We start from the raw sequence: 14,827 nt of genomic DNA, 5'->3' as shown, positions 1-14,827 counted from the left end.
TTATTGATCGCTTAATTGTTTAGCCTCCCAATCGGCTTTATACTTTTTAACTTCGGTAACTATTTGCTGCCAAATGTCTTCGTCTTCCAATTTTTCTGTGAAAGACTCAAACAGATCGCCCTCATCCATTTCCATCATTGCATAAGAGGGGCTCGGGCCATCCAATTTGGCAATAGAAATGTAAGCGGTGGCGCACTCGCCAAAAAAGGTGAAGTAACAAACAACTGCTATTAGGTAGTTGGCTTTAAAGTTGTTTTCTTGAATGCTGTCGAGCGTTAAATTTTTGCTCAATTGTAAGTTTGTGTTCATGAGTGTATGTATTTGTTTTAAAGGGTTAGTTACTTTGGTATATTACCGTTGCTGTCAAGCGGTAGTATTGTTTTTTTGTTAATACGGTCAAGCATTGTGGCTTTGCTTTTGGTTTCGCGCAAATCGCTGTAAAGGGGTAGTATTAGTATTATGTCGCTACCTGCGCAGCCGTTATCTGTTACTACAAATGTTTTTTTTTCGTTTGGTATGTACCACCAGCTGTTTAGTGTTATATTCATAATTCAGTTTTTAGTTACCTTTTTTAGTTACTGTTTTTTGAAATGTTGTTTGCTGCAATTGCCTGAAAATGCTGTTAGCTTTTATATTCTGAACCTATTTGTAGTTTATCAAAATTGGTTTTTGGGTGGCTTAAATAAATATCGAAAGCTTTTTGGCGCAGGGCTAAATATTGCTCCTGGTTAGCTACTTTAAAGTTTTCAATTGAAGAATTGGAAGTTTTTTGTTTAACAAGTTCTTTTAGTGTTTTATGCCCTGAGTACATACAATCGTTTCTACCAAAATTAATTTCAAAAACTCCTACCTCATGGTTATCCAAATCCTTGCTAAAAAACAGGCGTATTTTTTCCATTTGCTTAAAACGTGAATAGTTATCCTGTTGAGGTATTTCTAAATAACTGTATAGGTATATTTGATGAAAAGCATGGTTATACTCTTCTTTAATAAAGTAATGAATTGGGGTATGTTCGGTTATTTTCATGTTGTTTCGTACGGTTTAATAGTGAAATAATCTAAAAATGAGGGGGCACCTTTTTGTAAATCTTCGTAGTGTGGAAAGTCAAAGTAGTGCTCTTCATACATTTCTGATTTTAAACAAAGACTGTTAACTGGTAATGACCTAACTTTAGTTGATACAGTATATTCCTTGCCTACAATTAGCATGGGTATATTTTCTTTAATAAGCGGATTGTGGGCTATTAATATGGTGCCTTTTTGTACTATATTATAAGTTACCTCATCTACCAAAGCACTTTTAGGAAATGTAACTGTGGGGTAATACCAAAGCCACTTTGATGCAGGCCTAGGGGTAATGTAATCTACATTGGTATCGGTATAAAAATACCATTTACCATTTTGAAAACTATAATACGCCATGCCATGGTTGTTATTTTCATCTATAATAAAAACATCATCGCTAAAAGCGGCATCATCAGTGCTGGGCTTTGGCAGTTGGGTTGGGGGGAATAGTTGTGGGTGCATAGTTTATAGGTAATAAATGTTAGGTAATAGGTTTCTAATATAGTTACCGGCTTTTTCGGCAGTGTAGTGGTCAAACGCATTATCTCTTTCATTTACACTCATAAATTTTACTGTAGTTGTAACTATGGTCCTTTTTAAATGTGCCTTTACTTCTAACTCATAAAACACATCGTTACCAATAACCCTAGTTATAAGTACTTGCTGTTTACCATCAACAATAAAAATTTTACTAAAAATTGTTTCGTTTAACAAGTAGTTGTTATCTATACCACTGTGTGCGGCTACAGGTGGGTAATACCAATGCCATTTAGTTTCTGAGGTTGGGGCATAATCCCCAGCAACAAAAAACCATAGGCCATTTTCAAAATTATAGTATGCTATAGCGGGGTGGTTATCCTCATCTATAGTAAAAACGTTAACGCTGTATTTATCATCAGTGCTTACGTTGGGTATATCGGCTGGGGTAAATAGTTTTGTATTCATTTGGTGGGGGTTATTAAGGTTAATCAACAAAACATTTTTCTATACTGATAATGTCGGTTTCATAATGAAACTGATCAGGTGCATTGAAAAACTGCGTTATAAATGCACGATCGCTATCGGTTATTTTATGCGAGAGTACCGGCCCTGTTTTTGTGTGGTTAAGTGTTTTTTTAATTGTACTAAAAACGCCTAACCTTACAGGAAATTGAGCGTTTGGGAGCATTGTTAAAATAAATATATGAGTCATATTGTTATTGTTTTTGGTTTTTAAAATGGTAAATCGTTTGCGTTGGTATTATCATCGGCTGGCTTTTTATCAGCATCGGGTATAAAGTAAATGAGTTCGCGCCTGGTGTTGTTAAAGCTGCGTTTTTCTTCGCGCACTTCTTTTAACTCATCGGGGTTTATCCATAGGCTGTACTCGGCTGGTTGTAAACAATCTTCTACCTTAAAGTGGTAAAAGTTAAGCGGCTTACTGCGTTGGCTTATTACATAAAACCTCTCGGTTTCTTCTATTACCTCAAACTTTGGAGCACGCCAACAGGTGCTTTCTAAATTCATTTCTTTGGTTAAGCACTTTTGAAAGTATTGGGCGTTTACGTTATTGCCTTTGCGGTCGCAGTTTTGGAACAGATCATCGCAGGTAAAGTATAAGTCTATTTGCTGGTGGGCTTTAAATTGCTCACGTACATAGTGCCTTATACTGCTTACTCCCCAACTTACGCTTTGTGTTTTTAGCTTTTCTAAAGCCTCGGTATTGGTTACTTCTTTACCAAACCAAAGCCTATCTACATTAGCGTATTTTATAGTGTGCTCGCTTTTTAGGTAATGCAGAAAAGCGGGTATTTCGCCCATTAGCTTATCTAACAAATGTGGATCGCGGTCTTTATCAGGAAAGGTAGGTACTTTGTTTACCCAAAAACGGGCCTCATCATCATCAATACGTATAAAACTATCCTCGTTATTACTGGTAATTACAAACTTGCCTATAAAGCTTATTTCCTGGCGGCTCATAAACTTGGTATTCATTTTTATGCGGTTACTGGTAACCCAGCTTTTTATACGCTCTATTACTACCTGTTTATCAAATATGGCCTCATCAATACCTATAACCAGCTTGCTGGCATAATCATCGTTAAAGTTATCGTGTATTTCGGCATTACCAATTACGGTTACGTTTTCTTTAAACAACTCGCGCAGGTACCATAAAAAGGTACTTTTACCAGTGTTTTTATCTTTACTAACCAAACATACTACGGGTAACTTTTGGTTGGGGTAACGGTACAGTATGGTTAACCAATCCAGTGCCACATCGTACTTATCCTGAAACACATGTTTTAAATAACGCTCGGTAGCGGCCCACTCGCCTTTTTCTATATCGTGGTCAACCTTATAGTACAGGTTAAAGGTTTTGCCGCCATGGGGGCCTATTATATCTTGCTGGTATTTTTCAGGATCGTGCTCGGGTACATTGCACGGGGCATCGTATTTTTCTATGGTATCTAAAAAGTTTTTTATACCAAGGCCGTTTACATAATCGCTGGTTATTTCGGTTTTTTTCCAGGGCTCGTACTTGCGCTCAAATACTCCCTTGCTATTGGGTATGTAAACTACTTTCATGTAGTTGCAGCCTATGCGTTTAAACTGTTCGGAGTCGGCATGCTTTTGCATTTTAAGGTCGCCACCCTCGCTAATGTATATACTACCACACCATTTAAAAGGGGTGCTGTTTATATAGGCTTCGAACTTGCGGTAAAACATATCTGGCACTCCGCCTTTGCTTTTGGTAAGCAAAAAGGCTTTGCGTATGTTGGCATTGCTTTCGGTGGTTAGGTTTATGCATTCAAAATAGGTGCGGCTTTGGGTTAGCTGCTGTAAATCTTCTATTACCTTATCGGGGTTGGTGTGTATTAGTAAATCATCTAACCCTTTTACCACATCATCAGCCCCAGGTTTAATTTTTTGTAGTAAATACTCTTCTTTTATATGGGTAAAATATACATCTTTAACCACTCCCTTGCCGTACTCACGTATGTTGCGCAGGGCATTGAAAAAATCTAAAAAGCGTTTGCCTAAATCCTTATTGGGTTCGTTTTCTTTATGCCAGCTTGCCATTTGCTTGCAATCGGCATCGTATATTATTACTATTTCATCGGGCCGGCATACGCGTATGTACTCCATTATATCATCGTGAAAACGTTTGCCTGTTACTATACTATCAATAGCACTGCGGCTTTTTACTTCTTTGGTGTAATCGGCATCGCCACTTTGGGTTATACCCATCATACCCATAATTTGTATGGTGTGTTGCTCGGGTACGGGCACCACACCGCCTTTACCTTTGCCTTTTTTGGTGGTAGCTGGTATGTAACCTGCCTGCCAGGCTGCAAAGGCTTTTAACTGCCCCTCTATTAAATACAAGCGGTTTACTTTTAACTGGTTTGTATAGGCATGTATTATACCAGGGGTATGGAACAAATGGCTACCGCTTTTGGCTGGCTGAAAGTACTTGCGATCCTTGGTGGCTTGGGTAGGGTGTAAGCGGTGTATGTAATACTTTTTTTCGTGGCGGTTATCGGTCGTTCTATAGGTTTGCTGGGTACCATCTAAGTTAAGGTATAAAAACTGCATAGCACCGGTAAGCATATCGTTTGGCATTTTATCGCTTTCATTCGGATTGTACTCGGTAAACCATTGGGCAGCTTTGGTGGTAGTAGTATGCGGAAACTGGCTGGTATCGTTTACAACAATACTGGCCGCATTGTATTCGGGTGTTATGCCAAGGGCTTTTAAACGCTCCTCGGTATAGGTTAGTATGGTATCTTTTTTAGCCACAGATTGGATTTTTGATTTGTGAATGTTGATTTATGAATTAATGGTTACGGGTGCTGTGCTGGCAACTTCATTGCCGAAACAATCCCAACCAATACGGGTATTGCGGGCAAATATTTCTAACTTTTTACCAGGTGAAATTTTTTCTATTAACTCGTAAAAAAATGTTGGCTTGGTTGAGTGTTTGGGGTAGCCATTTACATAGGTGCGCTTTATGTTAAACCAAGTGCCCTTATGGGTTGTTAATGCTTTTAAATTGCCTTTTTTAGCATAAATTAAAAACTCGGTATTTATTTTAAAAGCACCGCCAAGGCCACCACCAAACATATTTTTGGCCCAAACTATGGTAGTTGAATAACGAAAACCCCAGGCCTCAATTATGGCAAATACTTTTGGCAGGTAGGCGTTTGTTACCCATACGTATAAATCGCAATCATCTGCAGCCAACTCACCAATATTAACAGATTGTATTTGCTCAACAGTTAGTGTGTTGTATGGTAGGTTTAGCGTTTTATTGGTGCTGGTATTGAAAATTTGTTTACCACCAACTTTTTTGTAGCTGTCAATTTTACGACCGGCTTTTTGCTGCCAGGGCGGATCAATACTTATTACGTTATACTTTTGCATGGTTTGATTTATGAATTAATGGTTACGGGTACGGCCTGGGTATGGCTTAAACGGGCCAACTAAAGGCGGCTGTTGTAACATGCGTTTTACAGCGGCTACGGCTTTTGCCTCGGTGCTCTCATGCTTTGAGCACTCTATTATTTCAAAGTTTTCAAGCAGTGTTTTGTCGTAAATGAGTTGGTTTAACTCCTCGCAGGTAGTTTGGCAGGTAAGTATTATTTTAGTTTTCTGTATGGCTTTGGCTCGTTTTATCCACTTGGTTAAGTGGGCATCAGCGGGTATTTCATCTATTACCAGGGCCGTACTACCAGCAAGTTTGCTTTTAAATGAGTCGGTAGGGCTCATTACCTGATATACATTACCATTATGCGGGCAGTTGCTTTGGGCTAATGCTAAAGCCTTGGTGCTTTTGCCTGACTGGGGTAAGCCTATTATTAAAATATGCTTGGTGGCTACATGCTTTAACTCTACTACTTTAAATTTGGTGTTATGGGCGGCATTGTTTTTATCGGCCACCTTTTGCGCCTGGGCTTTGTTTTTATAAACAAGTATTTTACGGGTTTTAAAAACCATGTTTATGTTTTGGAAAAAGGTTGTTTTTTTACCAATGGTGGTAGAGTAAAACAATGCCATTTCTCCCTGTATAATTATGTATTCTGTAGCTGTGCTCATTATTGTATTACTATTGGTGGTGGTTCGTCTAATAGGTTATGCTCGTTAAGGTGGTATTGTATGTCGCGCAGGGTTTTCTCGCCTACGTTGCGCATACGTTTGTTTTTAATAACGTTGTACATTTCCTTTAAGTCCTGCCAAACAAAGTTGCTTTCGCGCCCAAAGTATTTTTGCATGCTGGTGTATATGCGTATGTTGGGCATGGTGTCGGAAAAAATGAGTTGCTGGGTTATATCCATACCGGTGTAACTCATAATGTTTTCGTTTACCAGCTTGCGCCTAACTACTTTCAGTGTATTGCTTTGCAGTTGGGTATAGTTGTCTTTTTCGGCATCGTTATCGGCCTTGGCTATAACTGCCTGGCATAGCAGGTTTATACCGTTTAACTCGGCAAAACCTAAACGGGCCAGGCGGTGCTCGTTTATAAATAATTGTGGGCTCATGGTTTTGGCACAGCTATGGCGGTAGCTACTCTTGCTACTTCCTGGTTAATAATTGCCTTTACCTTGTTTGCCTCGTAACTCATGTTACCAATAAGGCTGTAGGCATCGTTTTTGGTTTTTAAATCTACATTGGGTACGCTATCAATAATTTTGTAAAGCTGCCCTATTTCAAGGCTTAGCGATTTAAAGCGGGCTTCTATTTGTTCTGTTGAATACATATTGGTTAAGGGGTTAGTTCTAGTTATTAGTTTATTAATCGTGGCAACCGCCACTATCGCAATGGCTTAAGCTTTCGCTTAACATTTCGGGTATCCAGTCTTTATTATTTTCTATAATTTCAGCATAGGTAATTTGGCTATCTAACCAGGTGCCTTTGCCAAGGGTTTCTTTAAAAGCAAACCACCTCATTTTAGCTGGTGCTATGTGGCTCATAATGCTTAGTGTTTCTACTTTTTTATGAAAACAGCCTACACAATTACTAATTGGGGGAAAGTTTATTTGGTGGCTGTTTGTGTTAAATAAATTGGGAGTTAACCACCCATTGTTTGCCCAATAGTCTTTTACTATAGTTTCGGTAATACCTGCTTTTACTAATGGAAAGTGGCAAAACCTCCAATTAAAATTGGTGTGCTTTTGTTGGCGTTGGCCCCGTAAGCTGCAACTGGTAGCTATTTTAAAGTTGCATGGATCGGAGTTGTTAAAAAAGCGTTCCATTCTATCAAACTCATCAAACCTGAAACCTATGCGCATGTTTACTTTTTCGCCTACGTTGTTTAACCACCATTTAAATATTGGTACTAACTTCATTTCATCGGTACAATACCTGCGAGCCCAACTTGGTAAGCGGTTAGGAGCACCACCATGGGTATTGGCGGTGGTTAGTATTTTATCAAAGCTTTTACCTCGTACCCAAATTATTTCGCGGCCTAAGTATTGCTCCAAATCCATCATTGCTATCAATGTTTCATCTAACTCGGCAGTGGCTATAAAATCACCATATTCAGCATGGAAAGGGGCCAGTTTGTTGTTGGCATAGTCTATCAGTGCTTTGTCGGTTGGGGTGCATTCTTTATCGTCTATACACACCACACTAAATACTTCGTAATCGGCAGGGTAGTGCACTGCTATGTAAGCACTGGTTTTACCACCACTTATACTGTTTACTGTTTTTACTTTTTTGGCTCCCATCGATAATTTTTTATGCTGGTAATTCTAGTTTAATGGCTATTTTTTTTACTATTTCGGCTGTTACTGCATTACCCATTTGCTTGTAACGCTGGGTGCTTGAAATGGGCTTTTTTACGGTGTTTTGGAACACGGCTATTTGCTCCGTGGCCGTAAGGGTGTTAAACTTGTTTTGGCTTATTTTTTTTAGTGGCATGTAGCCGTATTGTGTCCAGTTATCAGGAAAGCCTTGTAACCGCTCGCACTCTATTTCAGTAAGCCTCCGTAATTGTTCTGTATTATCAATTACAGCTAAGTTTGCATGGGTATCTAATGTGGAAGCAGGTTTTTTTCCTACTCTGCCCCTGCGTGTAGTACTATTTATGTTGCTATAGTTTATACTATCACCAGGGCCAGCTACTTCAAAACCTTTTGCATTATTAGTTGCTACTTTTATAAAAGTACTATCTGCATTACTTCCAAAATTGTGGGTTATTGTTGAACAATTCTCGGCTTGTGATGATCGTTTTTCTGTAGCGAACGTCTTTCCAAATAATCGATCATTTTCTTGGATAGGAAATACTTTTTTGGTACTTCCTGTTGTAGCATGTCCAACAATATAAATCCGCTCTCTATTTTGGGGTAATACCCATGCTGTATCAAGCAATTGCCATTCGATGTTATATGCCCCACAGTTGGCAAAGGCTTTGATAATTGTCCAAAAGTCTGCGCCAGCGTTGCTGCTGAATGTTCCTTTAACGTTTTCCCAGGTATATAGGTCAGGTTTAAGCCATTTGATAAGAAAGAGGGCAAAGCGGATAAGGCTTGATTTGTTTCCGCCAAGGCCGGCACGCTCTCCCGCCATTGAGAAATCCTGGCAAGGCGATCCGAAAACGAAAATGAGGGTGTCGCCCGCTCTTCGGTAGGCATTAATGGTGTTAATAATGTGTCGAACATATTTAACGGATCCGAGGTATTGTGCATTGCGAAAGTTGTATTTATAGTTGGCTATTGCGTGTAAATCTATCTCACTAAAAAAGTGCTTATGTATGGGTACTCCGGCATTTTTAAAGCCCAGGGCAAAACCACCCACACCACTAAATACATCAACCAGTATGTTGCGCTTATTTGTACTCATTGGTTTGGCTATTAATGTTTAAACGCGGGCCTATAGCTATTTGGCTATGGTTACCGTTTTGGCTTAGCATAGTATAAAACAGGGAGCGGCTGGGCTCGTTTTCGGGGCGCAGTAAAAAGTCTGCTGGTACCAAGTGTAAAAGGGCACTGTAAAGTGTATTTCTAAGTTCAATTAAGTTGGCTAGTTCATTGTTATTATAATCACCCGGGTAGTTATTAAGCGCATTACTTACCTGGCGGCTTAGCAGTTGGTGCCTGCCCATGTACATTACCATTGCTACATTAAAAAAGAGCTCTTTCATAGTTAGTTTTGTGGCATGTATGTTTTGGTGTACTTTTCGTAGCCGGGTGCTTGTATGGCGTATACTATGGGTGTATCAATACTGTTGGCAAGCAACTGGTATATGTGAGGTATAGCCTTGGTTAAATACTCGTACATCATTGTTTTACTTTCTACCTGGTTAGGCTCTTGCTTGGCTTGTGTGCGGGTGTTTACCCACTCGCTTACCATACCTGTATTGCCTTGCTTAAAAGCAGTTACTTTTAAAGTAAACGGTGCGGTAGTAAACTTGTATTCGGCTTGTGCTATATCTGCGCTCATTATAGGAAATGGGGTTATTGGTGATTAATGTTTTTAAGCAACACCCAATGGAAATGTGGGTTTGGGTTAGTTTTTAGTTCTCTAGCATAAATATGCTCTAACAAGCTTTTAAGATAGGCAAGGCCCTTGCCTGTGTCTATCCATGCCATTGAACTTGTAATGTCCTTTAGCTGGTAAACCTTTACTTCAATACATTTTACTGTAGCTACTTTTATAACGTTTTTGCCATCAAGCATAAAACTGTCCGGTGTGTCTTTTTTACAAATGAGATACTCGTTAAACTCTTTGCCCACTGCAAACTTGCTTGGGTTATAAAGCCTAATAGTGGTATGCACTGGGCAGTCTAATTTGTTGTTATAGTTTTGCTGATAAAATATACTTTCCATTGGGTGAGAGGCTATTAATGGTGGGGTTATTAATCGAACGAAAAACTTTGCGCAAATACGGTGCTCACTAAAAACGGGTTACCCCACATTTCAATACCCTTGGTATTGGCTGCATAAATAGTACAGGTGGCGTACTGGTTTTCGGGTTTGTAGGGTGTTAGCAATACGGTTTCTTGCTCTTTTAGCAAGCCTACTAACCACTCCTGGTTTGCATCTTTAAGGGAATAGTTTTCGCGCTTGTGGGTATCTACGCCCTTACTGGTGGTGGTAAATTTAATAATCAGGTCAAACGTGTTTTCTTGCAGTATTACAAGCTTTGCGTGGTCAATAATTGTGTTAAGCATAATTTTTATAAGGGTTAAAATGTGTGGGGCTTGGTTGGTTTTAAGAAACTATAACTATAGCATCTGCCTCAATAGCTTGGTATTTAGGCTCCTCTTTAAGAATTTTATTAATGGCAGTTAAATACTGCGGTAAGCACAGTGTTGGCGACTGTGTTTTTAGCTGGCGTTTTATGGTAAATGCATCTACTCCTACCTCATCGGCTAAATGGCCCATATAAGCCTCTTTACTTAAAAGTAACTCGGTAACGGTATCGCATAACCGCGCTTTTGCCTTTGTTTTACTTGTTTGTTTCATGTTTGTTGCTATATTTGTTACAAATCTTGATACAAATGTATACACATTTTCCAAAATGTCAACACATTTTGCGGAAAAGTTATGAACATTAAACCATTAAAAAAATGTTAACACAAGGGGGAATCTTAAAAAAACTAATAAAAGAAAAGGGTTACCGACAGGAAGATTTTGCCGCGAGTATTCCCGTATCTAGGACTTACCTGATACGGTTGTTTGATAAAAAATATTTAAAACAAGACTTTTTAGAATTAGCCTGTAAAGAATTAAGTGTAGACATTTCTGTATTTGATATTGACACGCAAATAGTAGAAGAGCCTCCGGCTAAATATGGAAAAAATAAAAATGATGAGGAGAGTATTGAATACTGGCAAAAAGAGGCCTATAAACACTTAAAAGAAATAGTAAAATTAACTACCGAAAATACCCGCTTAAAAAAAATAATCGAAGATAACGGACTTAGTACATTAACACACGAAGAAAAAGTAACTGAAGCCCTAAAAGTGGTTAAAGATTTTGGAGAAAGACAACATAAATTTGAAAAAACAAACCCTATAAAAAAATAAAAATTATGCCAACACCAGCCGGACAAATTATTGACAAAGAATTAGGAGCAGAATATACTGCTAACTATCGCGCTACAGGCGAAACCACATTAGCCCAAGTGGTAGATGTAGATTTAATTAAAACTTTAATAAACCAAGAGGGCGCAAAGTACTTACGCATGTACTACGCTTTAAAAGATGGTAAAAAAACGCTTGTAATAGTAGCAGCCGATGCAAGCGAAAACGACATGCTTGATGTAGTTGTTGATGATACCTGGACATGCCCACCTCATTGCGGGGCAGCTAATATTTTAAACGGCTTGTAGTGCTAAATATACTCGCTTATATAAGTATGTTTTCAATACTCCCAACACTGCTATATGCTGTTGGGAGTATTAAGTCGTTCTTTTTATCTAATAACATAAAGGTTATAGTTTATTTTATTGGCTTTAAAGCACTAAGCGAGTTAATTAGTTACTGTTTTTATATAGCTAAATTAAACCATAGTTATTTTACCGGTGCTTACTGTGCACTGGAGTTACTTTTTATAATAGTGTATTTTACACTAAATAAAGCCAACAAACACTTGTTTAAATACTACATGCTTGTTTTTTTAATAGTAGTAAGCGTATTGTGTTATGAGTTAATGAGCAATTCTGTTTTTCCACGTTATGGCCGAACGCTACAATGTATTGGCGTATTGGGTATTTGTATAAACCATGGCATAAAGTGGCTAAAACAAGATGGAGCACGAACTTATGAACTAATTATTATAATAGCTTTAACGGCTTACAATAGTATAAGTTGGATTGCTTTCTTTTTTGCAAAAGATATACCTATTAATTACCAGGCTGACGTGTTTAGTACCGTAAAATTGGCAAATATTTTTTGTAACACAGCATTACTGGGGGCTTTGTATCAATATAAAACTAACTACTGATATGAACAATGCAATTGCTTATGTATTCATTGCAGGAACATGCACAATGCTGGTGTGTTTTACTGGCGTGTTTTTTATAATTGTAATTGCCAAAAGGAAAGTAAGTAACGCAAATTTCCAACTGAAGAAAAAAGAGGCGGCACACCAAGCAGTAATAATACAATTAAATGAAATCAAAAATAAATATTTTGATTCCCTTAAAAACAGAACGGTATTTACAGAGTCGTTTTTGTTTTTTTTGGTAGATATAATAAAAGCTGTAGACGATCAAAAAGATTTGAATGAAAGCCGCGAACAGTTTTTAGATATGTACGCTACTATACAAAAAGAACTGAATATAATTAAATATGAATTATACCCAATAAAAGAGGGGGAGTCATTCCAAAAAATTATAACCGGCTTTATTGCTTTACACAACAAACTATATAATAATAAGATAGTAGTAAACAAAATTTCAGGCGAAGACAATATTCCGGTAGATTTACTTTTTCCAATAGTAAGGCTGTTATCATTGGCAAGCGAAGAGTTAACGCAAATAGAAATAACAGACGAGGAGTTAACAATTATTGGAAAAATGAATACCTACACCCTTGTGCAAATTAAAACTATTTGTGATGCCTATAATTTTGAGTGCATAGACAACAAATACTACATACAGATTAATTACCAGCCAACTGAAAAATTTTTTACTTTAAATGAGAGTGAAAACACAGAAAGGAACAAAAAATGAACGCTAAACAATTAAAAAAGCATATTTCAAAAAACATACAGTTACTTTTTGAAAAAGGGGAATTTCAACACTGGGCAGTAATGGCCGAGTACTTAGACATTCCAGGTAGTTCATTAAGCAATTTAAAATTTGCTAAAACCAATATGGGCCTAAGAATTATAGGGCAGTTTGCCAAAGGCTTTCCCGGTATTAGCCTTAATTGGTTAATACTGAACGAGGGGCCAATGATGGCCGATGGAACCAATAGTTTAAAAATTAACGTAAAACTGCGCGACAAAATATTAACTAAATATTAGTGGTACGATTAAGTGGTACGGATGCGTACCACTTCGCACCCGCAAAGCCCCGTAAACATTAACTCCTGCAAAACTGAAATAAAACTCATAACCCAAAGGTCGTAGGTTCGAGTCCTGCCTCCGCAACTAGGAGCCCAGCAATTGCTGGGTTTTTTTATTTTCCGTTTTTTGCTTGTACGTATTTCTTTAAAACGTACCATTTCTTTTAAAAAATATAAGCACAAAAGAGGCTTTGTTCTCATAGCTAGTATGCCACAAAGCTTGTTAACAAATAATCCTTTAACAATTGAATAATTATTGCGGCAAAAAAATATCTTGCGCCTTTACGTATTTCCAATCATGCTTAAAACGGAACTTAATAATAAGAAAGTAATCAACTCATGGGCCATGTATGATTGGGCCAATTCGGTTTTTTCCCTCACCATAGCCACCGCCATTTTCCCTATTTATTTTAATAAAATGTGTAAAGTAGCATCTGTTGAACAAGGTGCAATGGTTGATGGAGTTTATTACTTAAATATTTTCGGGTTAAAAGTAATCGGGTCAGAGTTATACTCCTTTGTTGTTTCAGCAGGTTTCTTAATAGTAGCTTTTTTAAGTCCCTTGCTTTCTGGTATTGCCGATTTTAAACAGAACAAAAAGTTATTCCTGAAACTATTTTGTTACACAGGTTCCATAAGTTGTATGGGCATGTATTTTTTTACAGCCGATACCATAGGCTTTGGTGTTATTTTATTTATGCTTAGTTTGGTTGGTTTTGCGGGGAGTATTGTTTTTTACAATGCATTTTTACCGGAAATAGCCAGTGAGGATATGCTGGATAAAGTAAGTGCAAAAGGCTTTTCAATGGGTTATATAGGTAGTGTAATATTATTAATTATAAACCTGTTAACTATTATGATGCCCCATTGGTTTTTTTCTATTCAAAGCAAGGCAGTAGAATTGTTAACCACCAACCCTTACATGGGAGCTGAAGGAGCCTTAAAAGAAGCCGAAAGTTTTTATGCAGGCATTGCTACCCGTTTATCGTTTGTATCGGTAGGTATTTGGTGGGCGGGCTTTGCACAGATTATGTTTAAGAATGTACCAGAAATACACTCCAATAAAAAATACGAAGGCAATATTTTAAATAAAGGATTTGAAGAATTAAAGAAGGTTTGGTTACAGGTAAAAACACAACCTACCTTATTAAAGTACTTATGTGGTTTTTTCTTTGCCAGTATGGGTGTACAAACAGTTATGTACGTAGCTAGTTTATTTGGCGAAGAACAATTGCATTTAGATACTTCCGTTTTAATAGGAACTATTTTGGTTATTCAATTGATAGCTATTTTAGGAGCCTGGGCCTTTTCCCGTATTTCAGCAGCCATTGGCAATATTTATACTTTAATTATAACCATCATTGTTTGGATAGTCATTTGTTTCTTAGCCTATTTAATTACTGATACGCCAGCGTATTTTACATTTGGTACAACACAAATAAAAAAAGTAATTATACATTTTATGGGTTTAGGTGCTTTGGTAGGTATAGTAATGGGTGGTATACAGTCTATGTTTAGAAGCACTTATGCTAAATTGATTCCAGAAGGTACAAAAGACAACGCCTCTTTTTTTAGTTTTTACGATGTATGCGAAAAAGGCGCCATTGTATTAGGTACTTTTAGTTACGGATTATTAAATGGCATTACCCATAACATGCGTTTATCCGTTGTGGCATTGGCCATTTATTTTTTAATTGGATTGGTTTTTATTGTGCAGATAAAAAACTTTAAGAGTTATACAAGTAGCGTAAATTAACCTAAGTAGTA

General features: G+C 37.6%; 24 protein-coding genes. 6 read left to right on the top strand and 18 right to left on the bottom strand.

The window, feature by feature from the left end; genetic code table 11:
- From V4538_01640 to V4538_01555, 18 genes are all read right to left on the bottom strand, one after another.
- The gene (locus V4538_01640; GenBank protein ID MES2379713.1) at window positions 1-309 is read right to left on the bottom strand and encodes a hypothetical protein; all 309 of its coding nucleotides are present in this window, start codon (window positions 307-309) and stop codon (window positions 1-3) included.
- Between the two features lie 29 nt (window positions 310-338).
- Complete coding sequence (locus tag V4538_01635) at window positions 339-548, bottom strand: hypothetical protein (protein ID MES2379712.1); 210 nt, start codon at window positions 546-548, stop codon at window positions 339-341.
- Between the two features lie 74 nt (window positions 549-622).
- Window positions 623-1,027 carry a hypothetical protein gene (locus tag V4538_01630; GenBank protein MES2379711.1) on the bottom strand — a complete coding sequence of 135 codons (405 nt, stop codon included), beginning with the start codon at window positions 1,025-1,027 and terminating at the stop codon, window positions 623-625.
- Window positions 1,024-1,527: a hypothetical protein gene (locus V4538_01625; GenBank protein MES2379710.1), complete on the bottom strand. Its 504-nt coding sequence runs from the start codon at window positions 1,525-1,527 to the stop codon at window positions 1,024-1,026. Before V4538_01625 ends, V4538_01630 begins: the two co-directional genes overlap by 4 nt.
- Before the next feature lie 3 nt (window positions 1,528-1,530).
- A complete protein-coding gene (locus tag V4538_01620) occupies window positions 1,531-2,010 on the bottom strand; it encodes a hypothetical protein (GenBank protein MES2379709.1) in 480 nt (159 codons plus the stop codon).
- A 19-nt stretch (window positions 2,011-2,029) separates the two neighbouring features.
- Window positions 2,030-2,233, bottom strand: coding sequence for a hypothetical protein (locus V4538_01615; protein MES2379708.1), 204 nt, complete (start codon window positions 2,231-2,233; stop codon window positions 2,030-2,032).
- Window positions 2,234-2,277: 44 nt separating this feature from the next.
- Window positions 2,278-4,845 carry a primase-helicase family protein gene (locus V4538_01610; protein ID MES2379707.1) on the bottom strand — a complete coding sequence of 856 codons (2,568 nt, stop codon included), beginning with the start codon at window positions 4,843-4,845 and terminating at the stop codon, window positions 2,278-2,280.
- A 30-nt stretch (window positions 4,846-4,875) separates the two neighbouring features.
- Window positions 4,876-5,469, bottom strand: a complete 594-nt coding sequence (locus V4538_01605) for an MT-A70 family methyltransferase (protein ID MES2379706.1) — start codon at window positions 5,467-5,469, stop codon at window positions 4,876-4,878.
- A 15-nt stretch (window positions 5,470-5,484) separates the two neighbouring features.
- Window positions 5,485-6,141: a hypothetical protein gene (locus V4538_01600; protein ID MES2379705.1), complete on the bottom strand. Its 657-nt coding sequence runs from the start codon at window positions 6,139-6,141 to the stop codon at window positions 5,485-5,487.
- Window positions 6,141-6,584, bottom strand: coding sequence for a hypothetical protein (locus V4538_01595; GenBank protein MES2379704.1), 444 nt, complete (start codon window positions 6,582-6,584; stop codon window positions 6,141-6,143). The genes V4538_01600 and V4538_01595 overlap by 1 nt, the downstream gene beginning before the upstream one ends.
- The gene (locus tag V4538_01590) at window positions 6,581-6,802 is read right to left on the bottom strand and encodes a hypothetical protein (GenBank protein ID MES2379703.1); all 222 of its coding nucleotides are present in this window, start codon (window positions 6,800-6,802) and stop codon (window positions 6,581-6,583) included. Before V4538_01590 ends, V4538_01595 begins: the two co-directional genes overlap by 4 nt.
- Before the next feature lie 34 nt (window positions 6,803-6,836).
- Entirely contained in the window at window positions 6,837-7,772 is a 936-nt protein-coding gene (locus V4538_01585; GenBank protein ID MES2379702.1) for a hypothetical protein, read from the bottom strand.
- A gap of 10 nt (window positions 7,773-7,782) precedes the next feature.
- The gene (dcm, locus tag V4538_01580) at window positions 7,783-8,886 is read right to left on the bottom strand and encodes a DNA (cytosine-5-)-methyltransferase (GenBank protein ID MES2379701.1); all 1,104 of its coding nucleotides are present in this window, start codon (window positions 8,884-8,886) and stop codon (window positions 7,783-7,785) included.
- Window positions 8,873-9,187 carry a hypothetical protein gene (locus V4538_01575; GenBank protein ID MES2379700.1) on the bottom strand — a complete coding sequence of 105 codons (315 nt, stop codon included), beginning with the start codon at window positions 9,185-9,187 and terminating at the stop codon, window positions 8,873-8,875. The genes dcm and V4538_01575 overlap by 14 nt, the downstream gene beginning before the upstream one ends.
- A gap of 2 nt (window positions 9,188-9,189) precedes the next feature.
- Window positions 9,190-9,486, bottom strand: coding sequence for a hypothetical protein (locus V4538_01570; protein ID MES2379699.1), 297 nt, complete (start codon window positions 9,484-9,486; stop codon window positions 9,190-9,192).
- A gap of 14 nt (window positions 9,487-9,500) precedes the next feature.
- On the bottom strand, window positions 9,501-9,872 hold the full coding sequence (locus V4538_01565; GenBank protein MES2379698.1) for a hypothetical protein: 372 nt from the start codon (window positions 9,870-9,872) through the stop codon (window positions 9,501-9,503).
- A 29-nt stretch (window positions 9,873-9,901) separates the two neighbouring features.
- Window positions 9,902-10,216: a hypothetical protein gene (locus tag V4538_01560; protein MES2379697.1), complete on the bottom strand. Its 315-nt coding sequence runs from the start codon at window positions 10,214-10,216 to the stop codon at window positions 9,902-9,904.
- 40 nt (window positions 10,217-10,256) lie between these two features.
- Window positions 10,257-10,511: a hypothetical protein gene (locus V4538_01555; GenBank protein MES2379696.1), complete on the bottom strand. Its 255-nt coding sequence runs from the start codon at window positions 10,509-10,511 to the stop codon at window positions 10,257-10,259.
- Between the two features lie 104 nt (window positions 10,512-10,615).
- Here V4538_01555 and V4538_01550 point away from each other — a divergent pair, with 104 nt between their 5' ends.
- From V4538_01550 to V4538_01525, 6 genes are all read left to right on the top strand, one after another.
- Window positions 10,616-11,074, top strand: coding sequence for a helix-turn-helix transcriptional regulator (locus V4538_01550; GenBank protein MES2379695.1), 459 nt, complete (start codon window positions 10,616-10,618; stop codon window positions 11,072-11,074).
- A 5-nt stretch (window positions 11,075-11,079) separates the two neighbouring features.
- Window positions 11,080-11,379: a hypothetical protein gene (locus V4538_01545; GenBank protein MES2379694.1), complete on the top strand. Its 300-nt coding sequence runs from the start codon at window positions 11,080-11,082 to the stop codon at window positions 11,377-11,379.
- Window positions 11,380-11,405: 26 nt separating this feature from the next.
- Complete coding sequence (locus tag V4538_01540; protein MES2379693.1) at window positions 11,406-11,993, top strand: hypothetical protein; 588 nt, start codon at window positions 11,406-11,408, stop codon at window positions 11,991-11,993.
- A gap of 1 nt (window position 11,994) precedes the next feature.
- Complete coding sequence (locus tag V4538_01535) at window positions 11,995-12,723, top strand: hypothetical protein (GenBank protein MES2379692.1); 729 nt, start codon at window positions 11,995-11,997, stop codon at window positions 12,721-12,723.
- Complete coding sequence (locus V4538_01530; protein ID MES2379691.1) at window positions 12,720-13,019, top strand: hypothetical protein; 300 nt, start codon at window positions 12,720-12,722, stop codon at window positions 13,017-13,019. Before V4538_01535 ends, V4538_01530 begins: the two co-directional genes overlap by 4 nt.
- Before the next feature lie 339 nt (window positions 13,020-13,358).
- Window positions 13,359-14,816, top strand: coding sequence for an MFS transporter (locus tag V4538_01525; protein ID MES2379690.1), 1,458 nt, complete (start codon window positions 13,359-13,361; stop codon window positions 14,814-14,816).
- Window positions 14,817-14,827 lie beyond the last annotated feature (11 nt).

The organism is Bacteroidota bacterium (genome assembly GCA_040388375.1).
In the GTDB taxonomy this organism is placed as follows: domain Bacteria; phylum Bacteroidota; class Bacteroidia; order UKL13-3; family UKL13-3; genus JAAFJM01.
This window is presented reverse-complemented; position numbering and strand designations above follow the sequence as displayed.

Coding starts and splice junctions, on each gene's coding strand:
- V4538_01625 (MES2379710.1), bottom strand. CDS start 1,527: ATGCACCCACAACTATTCCCCCCAACCCAACTGCCAAAGCCCAGCACT.
- V4538_01600 (MES2379705.1), bottom strand. CDS start 6,141: ATGAGCACAGCTACAGAATACATAATTATACAGGGAGAAATGGCATTG.
- V4538_01590 (MES2379703.1), bottom strand. CDS start 6,802: ATGTATTCAACAGAACAAATAGAAGCCCGCTTTAAATCGCTAAGCCTT.
- V4538_01605 (MES2379706.1), bottom strand. CDS start 5,469: ATGCAAAAGTATAACGTAATAAGTATTGATCCGCCCTGGCAGCAAAAA.
- V4538_01545 (MES2379694.1), top strand. CDS start 11,080: ATGCCAACACCAGCCGGACAAATTATTGACAAAGAATTAGGAGCAGAA.
- V4538_01620 (MES2379709.1), bottom strand. CDS start 2,010: ATGAATACAAAACTATTTACCCCAGCCGATATACCCAACGTAAGCACT.
- V4538_01630 (MES2379711.1), bottom strand. CDS start 1,027: ATGAAAATAACCGAACATACCCCAATTCATTACTTTATTAAAGAAGAG.
- V4538_01530 (MES2379691.1), top strand. CDS start 12,720: ATGAACGCTAAACAATTAAAAAAGCATATTTCAAAAAACATACAGTTA.
- V4538_01560 (MES2379697.1), bottom strand. CDS start 10,216: ATGCTTAACACAATTATTGACCACGCAAAGCTTGTAATACTGCAAGAA.
- V4538_01550 (MES2379695.1), top strand. CDS start 10,616: ATGTTAACACAAGGGGGAATCTTAAAAAAACTAATAAAAGAAAAGGGT.
- V4538_01565 (MES2379698.1), bottom strand. CDS start 9,872: ATGGAAAGTATATTTTATCAGCAAAACTATAACAACAAATTAGACTGC.
- V4538_01535 (MES2379692.1), top strand. CDS start 11,995: ATGAACAATGCAATTGCTTATGTATTCATTGCAGGAACATGCACAATG.
- V4538_01615 (MES2379708.1), bottom strand. CDS start 2,233: ATGCTCCCAAACGCTCAATTTCCTGTAAGGTTAGGCGTTTTTAGTACA.
- V4538_01525 (MES2379690.1), top strand. CDS start 13,359: ATGCTTAAAACGGAACTTAATAATAAGAAAGTAATCAACTCATGGGCC.
- V4538_01635 (MES2379712.1), bottom strand. CDS start 548: ATGAATATAACACTAAACAGCTGGTGGTACATACCAAACGAAAAAAAA.
- V4538_01640 (MES2379713.1), bottom strand. CDS start 309: ATGAACACAAACTTACAATTGAGCAAAAATTTAACGCTCGACAGCATT.
- V4538_01575 (MES2379700.1), bottom strand. CDS start 9,187: ATGAAAGAGCTCTTTTTTAATGTAGCAATGGTAATGTACATGGGCAGG.
- V4538_01595 (MES2379704.1), bottom strand. CDS start 6,584: ATGAGCCCACAATTATTTATAAACGAGCACCGCCTGGCCCGTTTAGGT.
- V4538_01540 (MES2379693.1), top strand. CDS start 11,406: ATGTTTTCAATACTCCCAACACTGCTATATGCTGTTGGGAGTATTAAG.
- V4538_01585 (MES2379702.1), bottom strand. CDS start 7,772: ATGGGAGCCAAAAAAGTAAAAACAGTAAACAGTATAAGTGGTGGTAAA.
- V4538_01555 (MES2379696.1), bottom strand. CDS start 10,511: ATGAAACAAACAAGTAAAACAAAGGCAAAAGCGCGGTTATGCGATACC.
- dcm (MES2379701.1), bottom strand. CDS start 8,886: ATGAGTACAAATAAGCGCAACATACTGGTTGATGTATTTAGTGGTGTG.
- V4538_01570 (MES2379699.1), bottom strand. CDS start 9,486: ATGAGCGCAGATATAGCACAAGCCGAATACAAGTTTACTACCGCACCG.